Consider the following 15,159-nt stretch of genomic DNA (forward strand, 5'->3'; position numbering starts at 1 on the left):
CTGTAACTGTGTTCCGTACAAAGTATAACCATCATGAAAATCGTTGGTATACTCGTAATTACGAACATAGTTTAAATTATAAAAGTTGAAGTGAACCTCGTTGGTTAAGCTGCTATCGGGACGTATCCGGTTTTCGAAAGCCGATTGATCAAACTGTGCCGAAGCGAAATAAGCACTAAAAAGAAATGGTATTAGCAGTAAGGCCTTTTTCAGACCTGTAGTTGTAAACATGCGCTTGAATTTTATCGCCCAAATTTAGAATAGTTTTTGGTTTATTTAACCGCGAGGCACGCGAAGTTTACGCAAAGGAAACAAAGTGATTTACGAGTCGACCACCAAGGTTACAAAGGACACAAAGCTTTTATTAACACCGCTAATTACAAACAATATTCTCAGTGCCCTAGTGAATTGTGGTATACAGATTATTCGCCACGTTTTTTACGATAGTTCTTGTACAGTTTAACCGCAATCATAATGGCCATTGCTATGCCCATTATCCCTATTAAACCGTAAATCCAGTTAATGGCGTTTTTCAGGATTACCACGAATACAATGGCAATCATAAAAATCGTTGCCAATTCGCGCCACAACCTCAATTGAAAGCTGTTTAACCTATACTGGTTGTTTTTAAGCTGTTTAACGATGTTCTGACAGATAAAATGATAAATGAGTAAGCCAACAACAAAACCTAGCTTAACCCACATCCAATCGGCTTGAAGCAAGCCTTGGTTTAAAGTCAGCATAGATACACCTGCCAAAACAGAAATGATCATGGCTGGGGTGGCGATAATTTTCCACAAAGTAGCCTCCATTTTAACAAACTGTTTTTGGAGGATACTTTTTTCGGGTTCAGGTTTATCGTTTGCCTCGGTATGGTAAATAAAAAGACTCAGGATATAAAACAGTCCTGCCATCCAGCTGATTACAAATACAACATGTACTGCTATGAAATATCGATAATATGGCAATAGCGTTTCTATCATTTATCTATTATGGGTTGACGAGAATTTAATACCTAAACTCTTTAACCACTTCAATTGCGTATTTAACGTTATCGAAGGGAATATCTGGCATTATACCATGGCCCAAATTGAAGATAAAACCTTCGGTACCACGCATGCGTTCAAACAATTTATGGATCTGTGCTTTAATTACTGCTTTATCTGCATATAAAATATGTGGATCTAAATTTCCCTGTACGGCAATACCTTTTGGCAAAGCATTTTTAATGTTCAATAAATCAGCATTCCAGTCAACTGAAATTACATCTGGTTTAGCTTCTGCCATAATCGGAGCAAAAACTGAGCTCCCTTTACAAAAAGAAATAACCGGAATATCTTTTCTGTTTAAGTTAGCAATGATTTCCTGAATATAATGGTGAGAAAACTCCTGATAATCATTCCATGATAAAGCAAGTGCCCAACTATCAAAAATCTGAACAGCATTAACGCCAGCAGTAATCTGAAGATTCAGGTAATCTGCCGTTACTTTAGCAATTTTAGCCAAAAGTTTGTGCGCCAGCTCTGGCTGATTGTGTATAAAGAGCTTGGTTAATTTAAAATCTTTAGATGAACCTCCTTCAATTAAATAACTCATTACGGTAAATGGTGCACCTGCAAAACCGATCAATGGAATTCTGTTATCCAATCGTTGTTGAATCACTTTAATCGCATCAGCAACATATTGCAATTCGTCCAGACAATCAACATTTAAGTTTTCGATGTCTTTAGCGGTACGTACCGGATTTGCAAATTTAGGTCCAACGCCTTGAGTAAAACTCAAATCACCACCCATAGCCTCTCCGGTTACCAAAATATCACAGAATAAAATCGCGGCGTCAATATCCAACAAATCAACAGGCAACATGGTCACATCTGCAGCAATTTCTGGATTTTTACACATCTCTAAAAAAGAGTATTTGTTTTTAATTTCCCAATATTGTGGCATAAAACGACCTGCCTGACGCATCATCCATACTGGTGGGCGTTCGGTTTGTTTTGAAAATGCTGCGTCTAAAAATAGGTTATTCTTCATGATTGTATCTGGTGTCGCACTACACGTCATGCTGAATTTATTTCAGCATCTTTCTTTAGTTAGATCCAGAACTGAGTTCAGGATGACGGACTGCCTAAAATTTTAATTTTGCAAAGGTATAAATAAAAAAAAAACGAAGTACCTTTTTATCCCTAAACTGGTGCTTCGTTATTCAAAATGACAATATTAATATTATAACTTGCTTATTTCTTTTTCAATTTTAACGAGAATGTCTTTCGAGCGTTGCGTTTCGGCAAGCTCTTTGGCCAATTTCGTATAAGCTTCTGCCCTTTCTCTATCTTTCTTCCGCAAAGCGAGATTAGCCAAATGGATCAGTACATACGATTTCTCATTTTTACCTCCTACCGGAAAGCGGCTTGCCAACTGAAAGTGATACTCGGCTTTATCATAGTCTTCTTCCTTCAAAGCCATATTGCCTTGCATAAATTCGTAATAACCCCTTCGGCTTTTAGCCAAGCGCTCTGGCTTAACCACCTCAGCCAATAAGGCTTTGGTTTTACCGAATTCGTTATTCTTGAAATGTTTTGATGCCATCAAAACCGAACTATGCTTAAAATGGCTCCAAACAACAAAGGCAAACAACAGTCCTGAAACAGCGGCCAGCTGATATTGATTGTAAAATACACAAACCAATGCAGCAAGCGCAAAAACAGCCATTAAAGCATATCTGCCCTTATTATTGTACATTAATGACTATCAGTAAATTTATAGCCTACACCGCGGATCGAGTGGAAATAAACTGGATTTTTTTGATCTGGTTCGAAATACTTACGGAAAGTTAAAATGAAGTTATCGATTGTTCTTGTTGAAGGATAAACATCATAATTCCAAACGGTTTCTAAAATCTGCTCTCTTGAAACCGCATCGTTTTTACGTTCGATCAACAGTTTCAACAACATCGTTTCCTTTTTGGTTAACGGTGTGATGGTGCCATCATCGTGTTTTAATTCGAAAGAGTTAAAATAAATTGTTTTATCACCGATTTTGTAAGAATTCAATTCTTTTAAATCATCAGATTTTAAACTGCGTTTAACCAAAATACCAACACGAAGAATTAATTCTTCTAAGTTGAAAGGTTTAACCAAATAATCATCAGCTCCCTTTTTCAAACCTAAAACACGGTCTTCTGAAGTGTTTTTAGCTGTTAAAAACATAATCGGAACTTCTGCATTCTCTAAACGGATTGTTTCGCAAACCTGGAAACCATCCATTTCAGGCAACATTACATCTAAAATAATTAGATTAAAGCGTTCTTCTTTAAAAATTTTAAGAGCGGTTTTGCCATCTTTAACGGCGTGAACTTTATAACCCTCAAGTTCCAGGTTTAATTTGATAGCATCTAACAAGTGATCCTCGTCTTCTACCAATAGAATTCTTAATTTTTGTGACATAATTGAGATTAACTAAATGTTACTTCAAAAATACTTCCTTGAGGCAAATTGTCTTTTACTGTAATATCTGCATCATGGTATTGTAAAACCTCTTTCACAATAAACAAGCCTAAACCTGTTCCTTTCGCTTTTCTGACATTCTCGTTACCAACGCGGTAAAACTTATCAAATATCAACATTTTTTCGGCATCTGAAATACCCGGCCCCTGATCTACCACACTTAATTGAATATGCCCATCAACTTTGTTTAAATGCACATTTATCTCATCACACGGGTTCGAATACTTCACCGCATTCTCAATTAAATTGGTTACTACTGACGATAAGGCAAATTTGTCACCCACCACCTGCAAATTTGGCTGAATTTTAGCATTTATAATCTGCTCGCATCCGCAAGAGTGAACCTGTAGCCTATCCGTGATTTTATATACCAGCTCCGAGAAGTTAAATTCTTCCTTCGGAAAAGTATAGGAACGGTTTTCGATCTTGGTGGCCAACAACATATTTTCAACCAGATCATCCAAACGCTCGATATCTTTTAGCGAATTGTTAAGCAATGAAGTTTGGCGTGCCTTATCCAAATCACGTTTAACAATGGTTTGGATAGAAAGTTTTATCGCTGCCAAAGGCGATTTCAGCTCATGTGTAATTGACATCAGAAAGTTCTGCTGCTGTTCCCTTAATTTATCTTCACGTTTTAACGATTGATGAAGGAAATAACCGCCGATACAGAGCAAAAACAAAAACACTGAACCTTCGCCCATAATCATGGTCATGCGGCTTGGCTGCAAACGCACCACCAATGTTCCCCACGAAATGAGTTGAATCAGTGCGTAAAGCAATAATGCGTAAAATATAAWTATAGATTTCTTCATACCCCAACCCCTAAAGGGGCTTTTAATTTTAAATATCTTTTCCTTCGGGTTGATTACACAGATAATGTGATTTCACCGATTTATTCTACTCTGTCCGCTATTGCGAAGCACACAGCAATCTTACTACTACCGGTATTTTAAAACCAATTGACTAAGATTACTACGCCGTTCCTCCTCGCAATGACGATTTTCCGAACAAACCTCTTGCTCTCTGTGAAAACTTAGCGTCCTCTGTGGTTAAACAAAAAAGTCTTACTTCTTAAATACTAAATCTAATGCTTCAAAAATAGCACGTTTCGCTTTTTCCAATTCGATCTTAGTATGTGCTGAAGATACGAAACCAACTTCATATCCCGATGGGCCTAAATAAATTCCTCTATTCAATAACTCGCGGTGCATAATTTTGAATTTCTCCATGCTGCTGGCATCAATATCATCAGCCGACTGGATTTTATCTTTATCGGTAAAAGCAAACCAGAAGATAGAACCAATGGTAAATACCTTAAATTTATAGTTACGTGCGGTTGCAAAACGCTGAATACTGGCTACAAATTCTTGCGCTTTGGTATTCAAATCTTTGTAAAAGCTTGATTTGTTCAGTTCTGTTAATGTTGCAATGCCTGCTGCCATAGCCACCGGATTTCCAGACAAGGTTCCTGCCTGATACACACCGCCATCAGGAGAGATATGTGCCATAATTTCAGCACGTGCACCATACATCCCAACAGGTAAGCCACCACCAATGATTTTGCCATAAGTAACAATATCAGGTGTAACGCCATAATGCGCCGCAGCTCCTTCAAAGCCTACCCTGAAACCGGTAATAACTTCATCGAAAATCAGAAGGGAACCGTTATCCGTACAGATTTTACGCAAGAAATGAATATATTCTTCATCTTGAATAATCAAACCATTATTTGCAGGGATACCCTCAATAATTACTGCTGCAATCTGATCTTTGAACTGAGCAAAAGCTTGTTCAATAGCTGTTTTATCATTTAGGGGTACAACGATGGTTTCTTCAGCAAAAGATTTTGGCACACCCGCAGAAGAGGTTTCACCAAAAGTAACCAAACCAGAACCGGCTTTAACCAAAAGCGAATCGCTATGACCGTGGTAACAGCCTTCGAACTTTAAAATTTTATCGCGACCGGTAAAACCTCTTGCCAAACGTATGGCAGACATTACCGCTTCGGTACCAGAACTGGTAAAACGGATTTTCTCAACAAAACGGTTGTTTTTGATAATCAGCTCAGCCAATTCATTTTCTAAAGCTGTTGGCGCACCAAAGCTCATTCCGTTCTGCATTACCTCGGTAACTTTTTCGCGGATTTTAGGATTGTTATGCCCTAAAATTAATGGTCCCCAGCTACCACAGAAATCGATAAACTGATTACCATCGGCATCCCAAATATAACAGCCATCACCTTTTTCGATAAAAAGTGGCGTACCATAAACAGATTTAAAAGCCCTAACAGGTGAGTTTACCCCACCAGGGAAATACGTTTTTGATTTCTCGTACAATTCGGCAGATTTTACTCTCGAAATATCAGGTTTACTACCTGTATTTACCGGAATATCGGCTTCGTTGCCTGAAAACATTTTCTTTAATGAATCTAACATTTTTATTAAGCTTAAAGCTGAAAGACTAAAGCTTAAAGCGAAAAGTAAAGCGCTATACAATGGCTTTGGTCTTTTTGCTTTAAGCTTTCAGCTTATCTAAATCCAGTTGTTATTTAAAATATCTTTAATATGGTAAGTGGTAATAATACTTGCGCCTGCACGGGCGAAGGCATGCATCGTTTCCATTACAACTTTTTGCTCGTCTATCCAACCGCGTTCGGCAGCTGCTTTTACCATCGAGTATTCGCCTGACACATTATAAACAGCAATTGGCAAATTGGTATCCTGTTTTAACCGTTGGATAATATCCAGATAAGCTAAACCTGGTTTCACCATTAAAACATCAGCGCCTTCCTGTTCATCTAAAGCGGCTTCGCGCAAAGCCTCTAATGGGTTTCTAAAATCCATCTGATAAGCCTTCCTATCGCCTTTGCTTGGTGCACAGTCTGCAGCCTCTCTGAACGGGCCATAATAGGCTGAAGCAAACTTTGTGGCATGGCTCATAATGGCTGCGTTTACAAAACCGTTTTCATCTAAAAGATTACGTATGGCTTCAATCCGTCCATCCATCATGTCAGACGGGGCAAACATATCGGCACCAGCTTCGGCATGTGTTAAAGCCATTTTAGCGATTACCTCTACTGTTTTATCGTTTTGAACATAATCGTTCTCTAAAATACCGCAATGGCCATGKGTGGTATAAGAACAAACGCAAACATCGGTAATTACATATAAATCATCACCGAACTGTTTTTTTAATTCACGAACAGCCGTTGGAACCAAGGAATGATCATGATAAGCAGATTTCGCGTCTTCAGATTTTTCATCGCCCACACCGAAAAGCATAATTTTGTTGAGTCCTTTTTTCATTCCGGCCGCTACATCTTTAACCAGGGTATCAACCGAATAATGGTTTACCCCTGGCATGGCATCAATGGCGTGGGTAACATTGCTGCCTGGCACTATAAAATAAGGGTACACAAACATATCTTTCGATAACCGGGTTTCGGCTACCATCTCTCTCACCAATGGGTTTTTCCTTAATCTACGCGGACGATTTAACATTTTATTTATATCAAGTATTTAGTATCAAGTATCGAGACCTGAATATCTTTTTATTTTTTCCTTCGGGGTGATTGCACAGATTGAATGATTACACAGATTTTTGGATTTCATAGATGGCCTTACGCTTTCTGCCCTTTACCTTACGCCCTAAACCTTATGCCTTTTACCTTACACCCTAAACCTTACTTAATCTCAATCCCAAACACTGCCTCAGCTAGTCCAATTTCATCAGGCGAATAAGGCAAAGCATATTTTACACCCATTTCATCAAATTTCTTACCGGTAGAGTTTCCAATAGCAATTACCTGTTGGCCAGGCTCCAATAAATTATCAGCGAAATAGGCATCAACATTTGATGGACTGGTAAAAATCAGCACATCAGCATAACTTTGGTCAATATCATCTTCGATTACTGTTTCGTAAATCGGCAGATCGATTATTTTAGCATCAGCTGGTAATGATTTTTGAATCGATTGTAAAGAATCCTGCGCTCTTGGAAACAGTATCTGCTGACCGCCAACCAATTGCGCAAAATCTTCTGCAACTTCGGTAATATCGCCACTTTCGCCAACAAAATCGGCAATATGGCCAAATTTACGCAATGCATCTTCAGATCCCCTTCCTACCACACCAAACCTTGTTTTCTTTGGCATTACCGGTTTTAGGTTGAAAAAATATTCTACGCTGTTGCGGCTGCTGAAGAAAACCCAATCTACGTGTCTTAAGATAAACTGATCTAAAACCGTTACTATCGGGAATGTACGGATTAATGAACGTCCTTCTATTTCAATATTATTATTTTCTAATGCCCTACGGAAATAACTGTGCTCACCAATTTCGCGCGAGATGAAAACCTTTGCCGGTTTCTTTCTTTCTACATTAAACTTGGCCACAATTTTTTCTGCCAAACCTTCGGTACTTTCTGCGCGTAAAAACAAACGCTCAGGAAAATGGTCAGCCGTTTCGGCTTTTGAAGTCCATATTTCGAATTTTCCATTTTCTTTTTTGCAATAGCAGCCCAAAGGCATATGGCAACCGCCTTCGAAAAGATTTAAAACCTTACGTTCTACAGTTACAGTCTCTGCAGTTTCCGGGTCGTGCAATTTTTGCAATGCACCAAAAAGCTCGGTATCATTTTCCCTGATCTGAATAGCCAAAGCCCCCTGGGCGGGTGCCGGAATAAACTCAGTAGTTTCTAATTCTTCCACATGTAAATCGCTTACATCAAGATTTAAGCGTTTAACACCAGCTTTTGCAATCAGAATGGCATCGTAATCTTCATCACGAAGTTTTTGGATACGGGTGGGTACATTTCCGCGTAAATCTTCAACCTCCAAATCGGGACGTAAACCCAATAGCTGGGCTTTGCGGCGATTAGATGAAGTGCCAACCATTGCGCCTTTTTTTAACGAAAGCTTTTGCGAAACATCTACACAATCTTTTAAAATCAATAGGTATTCGCTTGCTTCTTCACGTGGTGGTAAAGCGGCGATGATCAATCCTTCAGGGTGTGTAGTAGGTAAATCTTTAAGGCAATGTACAGCCAGATCAATCGTTCCACCTAAAAGCTCTTCTTCCAATTCTTTGGTAAAGAAGCCTTTGCCTTCCAGTTTATCCAATCTTAAATTCAGGATTTTATCTCCCTGCGTTTTAATGATTTTTATTTCTGCTTCTATTCCAATCGCAGCCAATTCATCTTTTATATGATTTGCTTGCCATAAAGCCAGGTCGCTACCGCGTGTTCCAATGGTTAATTTCTTCACTATAAAGGTTAAATGAGTTGCAAATTTAATTTAATTAGTGGTTTATACCATGAATTGTTTAAAAATGAGACAGTGAGGTTACAGAATGAGTGATTTAAAGGATTTCTGTGACATTTACGACATGAAAGTATAACGTGGTGTAAGATGTTACCATCTTACACATGATCCTTTTAGATATACTATAAGTCAGATGATAATACCTGACTTCACTATGATATGTTAGATGGCGTTTGAACCATATAAGGAATGTAAGTCCATTTAAGTTGATTGCATGAAAGATGCTGAAACAAGTTCAGCATGACGACGAGGGAATTGGTTTCCGGATTTATCTAAAGATAAAAGATTCTTCACTGCGTTCAGAATGACAGAAAAAAAAATGATAGAAACGAGATTTGGCGTTTTTAGCGCCAGCCCTTAGCGATCTTTGCGGTAAAATTAAGATTGATTAACCAAAATTTCTTTGGCCATTACCATCGGAACGCTGATGTATTTTTTCTCCATGTAGTTCATTACACGTTCTAAAACTTCGCGTGAAGCCTCATCCATCTGACTAATTTCATCGGCAAATACACCATTTATGGCTGTATTTTTGATCTCTTTAATCTTTCTTGGTACTTCCTGCATCGCCAGTTCGATACGGCGTTGTTTTAAAACAGAGAAAAATTCGGTAATGTTATGGCTGATAATTTCTTCGGCATGTACCAGTTCGTTATAACGTTCCTGGATATTTTTGCGTGCTACCTCTTTTAGCGATTCTACTTCGATATAATGTACAGGGTTGTTATGAATTACTGCCGGGGTAACATCATTCGGGATGGCCAAATCTACAATTACCTTTTTGCCTTGATCGCCGTTTAACAATTTAGCGTATAAGGCTTCGTTAATAATTGCCTCAGTTGAGCCGGTACAGGTAATGATCACATCAAATCCTTCATTAAAATCTTCAAGCGCTGCTAAAGGATAAGCCTTACCACCTAGTTCTTCTGCCAAAGATTCGGCCTTAGAAAACGTACGGTTGAAAATCGAGAAATTCGAGTATTTATGTTTGTTGAGGTATTTTGCAATGTTCTGATTGGTTTCGCCGGCGCCAATAATCAAGATACGTGAGTTGCCACACATATTTAACTCTTTTAGCTTCCGGTAGGCCAATGAAACAACAGAAACGGGGTTTTTTGAAATATTGGTGTGCGTATAAACTTCTTTTGCGGTTTTAACCACACGATCCATAATCATACGCATGTAATCGCCAGTAAAACCTGCATCGCGGCAGTTTTCATAAGCTTTACGGATCTGGGCAAGAATTTCCTTTTCACCAACCACCAAACTCTCTAAAGAGCACGATGTTCTGAGCAAATGGTTAAAAGCTTCTTCGTTTTCGTATACCGTAACATTATCAAGAAAACGCTCCATAAATTCAGGAGGCAGTCCCATGTCTAAAACAGTAAGGAATCTGGTTACAAATTCTTTGTCGGTTTTCTCTTTGGTAAGGAAAACAAACTCCACACGGTTACAGGTTCCGATGTAGAAGATTTCACTAACGGGAAGTTCTGTTTGAACATTCTTCAACCTGCTATCTAAACTCTGATCACAAATAACCAATTTCCCTAAAGATTTCAGGTCGATGTGGTGATGCGTAAAAGCTATTACTTTTAAATATTCCAAGTGCTTCCGTTATTAACTATTATCGGGATACAAAAGTAACAGGGTGAACGCATGTGACTGTCATTAACCTGTAATTTACATCAATTTAGAACGGTTTTAAATAAAGAGCTTAAAGATTAATCAAACCATATTGATTTATATGAACAAACCAATCGTAAAATTTTTCTCCGAATTTACGCCCTCTTCTACGTCCTGACTGAATGTAACCACTTTTTATCCATTGCAGTATATTACGTGATTATGCCAAAATGGTTGCCTTCACCTGGCTTTTAATTTATTTTTCCGGAATATTAAAAATTGTTTTTGGGGTTTTATTGTTGATTAAGAAGACGAAAAAGCTTGCAGCTGTGCTGATTATCCTAATGTTGATCGCATTTATGCCTACGCACATCTGCATGATCCAGAAGATGCTGTTCATATTTGGCAAAATATCGGCCACACCATTTATAGCCTGGGCAAGGTTGCCTTTGCAGTTATTGTTTATCTGTTTGGTATGGTATTATTATAAAAATCGTAATGGGTAATTTTTATTTTTTGAAAAGCAGGAGCTGTATTTCATTTTAGTGTTAGCCCCGCTATTCGTTACAATCTTTTTGGGAACGTTAGTCTGGGTTTGCCGAAAACCTGCAATAAAAAATATTTCCACTGTTATCGGGTTTAGATAATATAGGCCTCTGCAACTATTAATGGTTTTCTTGGCGCTTCCATAACAAATACATCCATCAGGTTAATGCAAAAAACACACAACAAAATTAGATTTCGTAGGTTTATAATTTGTATCAATTCCTTAAATTATGATTACACAAAGCAATTTTAGCCTTAGCGGTTCTGACGGAAAATTAATTATTGGTGATATCACTTTTGATGAAAAAAACCCTAATACGCCCATTGTACTTTTTGTTCATGGCTTTAAAGGTTTTAAAGATTGGGGGGCGCACAATTTAGTGGCCAGGCATTTTGCCAGCAATGGCTACCGTTACATTAAGTTCAATTTATCGCATAGCGGTGTGCCAGTTAATGACCCGAAAGATGTAACCGATATGGATGCCTTTGCCAATAATACCGTATCAAAAGAACTTTTTGATTTAAATGCGGTACTCGATTTTATCGAAAAAGCATACGGTAAAGACACAAAGGTAAACCTGATAGGCCATAGCCGCGGTGGTGGATTATCGATTATTGAGGCTGCGAATGACTTAAGGATCAACAAACTGATTACCTGGAGTGCCATTGGTGATTTTGCCAGCCTGTGGAAAAAAGAACAGGAAGCTGAATGGAAAAAAACCGGCAAAATATTCGTTACCAATGCCCGTACCAAAGAGCAAATGCCATTAAATATTGGTTTATTGGAAGATTTTGAAGAGAATGCAGCAGCATTGAATATTTTAGATGCTGCAAAACGGGTAAACATCCCGTGGTTGATTATCCATGGTGATGATGATGTAAATGTTCCTTTTGAAACCGCACAAACTTTGGCAGAAGCCAATCCGAATAGCAGATTAGTTAAAATTGAAGGCGCTAACCATGTTTACGGCGCTACGCAACCTTATACCAATGAAACTTTGCCACCGCTGTTGTTTAAGGTTTGCGAAAAGGTAATCACTTTTATAAGTGAAGTATAAATTAATTATCTTGGGCCATCATAAATTATGGCTCAAGATAGAATCAACTTCTCAGGCTTCAATCAAGCTCTATTTAAGAAGATCTTAATTGGATTAACATTATTTTTCTGTTTTATCATTTTTCTTGACAGTAATTTCTCGCCCGTAAAATCAAATACTGAATTTATTGTTGATTTTGAGGGCTATCGCTCCAAAAACGGAAAGGAACGCATTTTTAGTGCTCAAACCTTTCATGAAAAATATAGGATCCCACCTAAACTTTTTTTGGATTAGTTACCAGTACTTTAGGTGTTTTGCTAGCGATAATTCTCTATTTTAACAGTAAACTAGCACAAAACGTTACCCTTCAAGGAATTTTAGTCTTTTTGATTATCATTTCTTTGGTTTTCCTAAGAAACTACTTTGGTGGAAATTATTTATGGGAGTTCTAATTTTTCAATACTAATCATCCCCTCTCCTTACAAAATTTCGCATATCGCTGCCACTTGGGCTTTGGAAAATTTCCAGATCAAAATAAGGTACCGCAGCTAATAAATGATCGAAAATATCGGCGGCAACCTCTTCAAATTTCCTTAATCCTTTTTCTTTCGAGAAAACATAAATTTCAATCGGCAATCCGTTTTCTGTGGCCTGTAACTGGCGCACCATGAAGGTTAAATCGGTATTGATATGCGGATTGCTCTCCAGATATTTTTCTGCATAAACCCTAAAAGTACCAATATTGGTCATGTGACGGCCATTAACCAGATTATTGGGATTCACGGTATTTTCGGCATTATACCGTTCTATAAAAGCCTGCGTTTCTTTAAGGTAATCTTTCAAAAAATCGATACTCTGCAACCTTCCAATCAGCTCTTCATCGCAGAATTTAATACTCGAAATTTTAATATTAATGTGGCGTTTAATCCTCCTGCCCTCACTTTCTTCCATTGCTCGCCAGTTTTTAAACGACTCGCTCACAATAGCGTAACTCGGCACAATGGTTACCGTTTTATCCCAATTACGCACTTTAATGGTGGTTAAATTAATTTCGGTTACTTCACCATCTGCCCCATATTTTTCTACTGTAATCCAATCGCCTACCCTAACCAGATCAATGGCACTCATTTGTACAGAAGCTACAAAACCTAAAATCGGATCTCTGAAAACCAAAATGAAAACAGCGGTAACTGCGCCAAAACCACCGAAAACATAAAGCGGTGATTCGCCAAGAATAATGGACAGGATGAGCACAAAACCAACAATATAAAATACAATTTTGGCTACCTGTTTGTAACTTCTAATGGGTTTATCGGCGTATTTCTTTGATGATTCCATGATGGATACCAAAGCATTCAGAAATGCATTTACAGCAAACATTACGGCTAAAACCATGTAGATTTTAGCAAATATTAAAGCATAAAACAACCCTTTTGTAAAATCGATAAAAAGATAAGGAACAACATTATAGATGATATAGGCCCCAAATATTAAAGCAAAAGCCCTGAAAACCCTAAATTCGAATAAAGCTTTTTGCCAGTCTGACTTTGTTTTTGCACTTTTTACCACACCGATAAAAAGCTGTCGGGTTAAAAATATGGTGATGAACAAAAATAGAATAACGCCAAGCAACCCGATAAAAAAGTAAGAATAAACGAGTTCGCCATCAGCAAGGCCTTTGCCAGCAAGCCAATTTCTAAGTTCGTTAAACAGGGATTGAAACTCCGGGATATTCATTAAGGCAATTTAGGATTTATTGATTACAAATTTAAATGGTGCTCTAGTCTTTGTCATTCTGAATGCAATGAAGAATCTGCTAAGAATATTGGTGCTGTTAAAACTATGCTAGTATTGATAATGGCGCAGTAGTTTGTAATCCGGTGCTACCCAGGATATAGATTCTTCGCTGCGCTCAGAATGACAGCATAGTGGTTTGTGAGTATACAAACTACAGCGTAGTATTAATTATTAAACCTTCTCTACCCAGTTGCCATCATCTTTAATGATGTCGATCAGTTCATCAAGCGCATAGGCGGTAGTTACATTTTTCTTTACTACTTCTTTACCACGGTATAAGGTAATTTTATCTGGGCCGGTGCCCACATAACCGTAATCGGCATCGGCCATTTCACCTGGCCCATTAACAATACAGCCCATGATACCGATTTTTATTCCTTTTAAATGATCGGTACGTGACCGGATCAGCTGAGTGGTTTCTTGTAAATCGAAAAGTGTTCTTCCGCAGCTTGGGCAAGAAATATATTCTGTTTTACTGATGCGTGTACGTGTAGCCTGTAAAATCCCAAAACTGGTAGAATTAATCAACGAAAGGTTTTGACCTTCTGCATCAATCCATACCCCATCTCCAAAGCCATCGGTAAATAAAGCGCCAATATCGGTTGCAGCATAAAGCATTAAATGATCGGCATCTGCATCTTGGTAAGATCTCTTAATGATTACCGGGATCTGAATATTTTTCTCCTGCAAAGCAACAAAAAAGGCCCTTTGTTCAGCCATCCCATGTGTTGCAGAAGTCTCCAAAATTAAAACAACGGTGTTATCCAATTGTGCAATTGTTGCATCGCTAAATTGTTTTGAATCAATCTGTACGAAATTCAAAAATTCGTCTTTAACATCCGCAGAACCATATTCGGCAAGCGTATATAAAGGATGACAATTGTTTTTATCGTTAAGTTTTAACCAGGTTTCGTAATTATAAACTTGCTTTAAATTCCCAGGGAAAGAAAAAGATGGCAAATTATCACCTAAGAAGGCTAAATCGCAAGCCTGATCGGCCAAGTTATATTTATCTAAACCTGCACTGTAATTGTAACCAATTGAACTTAAAAAGTAAGGATCTTTTAAGTTTTCCTTCGAAACATCGATCATCACTACCGGATGGTGATGCCCACCAATATGCTGTACAGCAGTGGTAATACGGCGATTGTACTCGTAAGGGGAATAAGTTGGGCGGGGGGCGTGGGGCGTAGAGCGTAGTGTAGTCGACTCGGGACTTCCGACTTCAGACTTCGGACTCCTTAAAGCATAACGGTCTGCCAGGGCTTTAGCAACTGGTGCTTCAAATTCAGGGTCTTCCGTTAACGAAACACGAATGGTATCACCC

Annotated in this window: 12 protein-coding genes and 1 pseudogene; 1 reads left to right on the top strand and 12 read right to left on the bottom strand. The window is 38.2% G+C overall.

Going from position 1 to position 15,159, the window contains the following annotated elements; genetic code table 11:
• The 10 genes from AC1DPQ_RS05005 to hemA all read right to left on the bottom strand — a co-directional run.
• Positions 1–231, bottom strand: a 231-nt coding sequence (locus AC1DPQ_RS05005; protein ID WP_477608224.1) for a hypothetical protein, incomplete at its 3' end; no start/stop codon positions are given.
• 191 nt (positions 232–422) lie between these two features.
• Complete coding sequence (locus AC1DPQ_RS05010; protein WP_477584783.1) at positions 423–983, bottom strand: CopD family protein; 561 nt, start codon at positions 981–983, stop codon at positions 423–425.
• A gap of 25 nt (positions 984–1,008) precedes the next feature.
• The gene (gene hemE, locus AC1DPQ_RS05015; RefSeq protein ID WP_477584782.1) at positions 1,009–2,034 is read right to left on the bottom strand and encodes a uroporphyrinogen decarboxylase; all 1,026 of its coding nucleotides are present in this window, start codon (positions 2,032–2,034) and stop codon (positions 1,009–1,011) included.
• Positions 2,035–2,226: 192 nt separating this feature from the next.
• A complete protein-coding gene (locus AC1DPQ_RS05020) occupies positions 2,227–2,742 on the bottom strand; it encodes a hypothetical protein (protein ID WP_477608226.1) in 516 nt (171 codons plus the stop codon).
• A complete protein-coding gene (locus AC1DPQ_RS05025; protein WP_025146905.1) occupies positions 2,742–3,446 on the bottom strand; it encodes a response regulator transcription factor in 705 nt (234 codons plus the stop codon). Before AC1DPQ_RS05025 ends, AC1DPQ_RS05020 begins: the two co-directional genes overlap by 1 nt.
• Positions 3,447–3,454: 8 nt before the next feature.
• Positions 3,455–4,321 carry a sensor histidine kinase gene (locus AC1DPQ_RS05030; protein WP_477608228.1) on the bottom strand — a complete coding sequence of 289 codons (867 nt, stop codon included), beginning with the start codon at positions 4,319–4,321 and terminating at the stop codon, positions 3,455–3,457.
• Between the two features lie 252 nt (positions 4,322–4,573).
• On the bottom strand, positions 4,574–5,944 hold the full coding sequence (hemL, locus tag AC1DPQ_RS05035; RefSeq protein WP_477584780.1) for a glutamate-1-semialdehyde 2,1-aminomutase: 1,371 nt from the start codon (positions 5,942–5,944) through the stop codon (positions 4,574–4,576).
• A gap of 96 nt (positions 5,945–6,040) precedes the next feature.
• On the bottom strand, positions 6,041–7,009 hold the full coding sequence (gene hemB / locus AC1DPQ_RS05040) for a porphobilinogen synthase (protein WP_477608230.1): 969 nt from the start codon (positions 7,007–7,009) through the stop codon (positions 6,041–6,043).
• Positions 7,010–7,191: 182 nt separating this feature from the next.
• The gene (gene hemC, locus AC1DPQ_RS05045) at positions 7,192–8,772 is read right to left on the bottom strand and encodes a hydroxymethylbilane synthase (protein WP_477608232.1); all 1,581 of its coding nucleotides are present in this window, start codon (positions 8,770–8,772) and stop codon (positions 7,192–7,194) included.
• Positions 8,773–9,207: 435 nt separating this feature from the next.
• Complete coding sequence (gene hemA, locus AC1DPQ_RS05050) at positions 9,208–10,434, bottom strand: glutamyl-tRNA reductase (protein ID WP_477584371.1); 1,227 nt, start codon at positions 10,432–10,434, stop codon at positions 9,208–9,210.
• A gap of 794 nt (positions 10,435–11,228) precedes the next feature.
• Between hemA and AC1DPQ_RS05055 the strand changes: the two genes are divergently transcribed.
• A complete protein-coding gene (locus tag AC1DPQ_RS05055) occupies positions 11,229–12,056 on the top strand; it encodes an alpha/beta hydrolase family protein (RefSeq protein WP_477584369.1) in 828 nt (275 codons plus the stop codon).
• A 441-nt stretch (positions 12,057–12,497) separates the two neighbouring features.
• On the opposite strand, the gene AC1DPQ_RS05060 is transcribed toward AC1DPQ_RS05055, so the two are convergent.
• The gene (locus AC1DPQ_RS05060; protein WP_477608234.1) at positions 12,498–13,772 is read right to left on the bottom strand and encodes a mechanosensitive ion channel family protein; all 1,275 of its coding nucleotides are present in this window, start codon (positions 13,770–13,772) and stop codon (positions 12,498–12,500) included.
• A gap of 231 nt (positions 13,773–14,003) precedes the next feature.
• Positions 14,004–15,159, bottom strand: a pseudogene (locus tag AC1DPQ_RS05065) ((E)-4-hydroxy-3-methylbut-2-enyl-diphosphate synthase); the annotation flags it as partial.

The organism is Pedobacter sp. 01T416_2, from assembly GCF_056398925.1.

Coding starts and splice junctions, on each gene's coding strand:
- AC1DPQ_RS05025 (WP_025146905.1), bottom strand. CDS start 3,446: ATGTCACAAAAATTAAGAATTCTATTGGTAGAAGACGAGGATCACTTG.
- AC1DPQ_RS05060 (WP_477608234.1), bottom strand. CDS start 13,772: ATGAATATCCCGGAGTTTCAATCCCTGTTTAACGAACTTAGAAATTGG.
- AC1DPQ_RS05020 (WP_477608226.1), bottom strand. CDS start 2,742: ATGTACAATAATAAGGGCAGATATGCTTTAATGGCTGTTTTTGCGCTT.
- AC1DPQ_RS05055 (WP_477584369.1), top strand. CDS start 11,229: ATGATTACACAAAGCAATTTTAGCCTTAGCGGTTCTGACGGAAAATTA.
- AC1DPQ_RS05010 (WP_477584783.1), bottom strand. CDS start 983: ATGATAGAAACGCTATTGCCATATTATCGATATTTCATAGCAGTACAT.
- hemL (WP_477584780.1), bottom strand. CDS start 5,944: ATGTTAGATTCATTAAAGAAAATGTTTTCAGGCAACGAAGCCGATATT.
- hemE (WP_477584782.1), bottom strand. CDS start 2,034: ATGAAGAATAACCTATTTTTAGACGCAGCATTTTCAAAACAAACCGAA.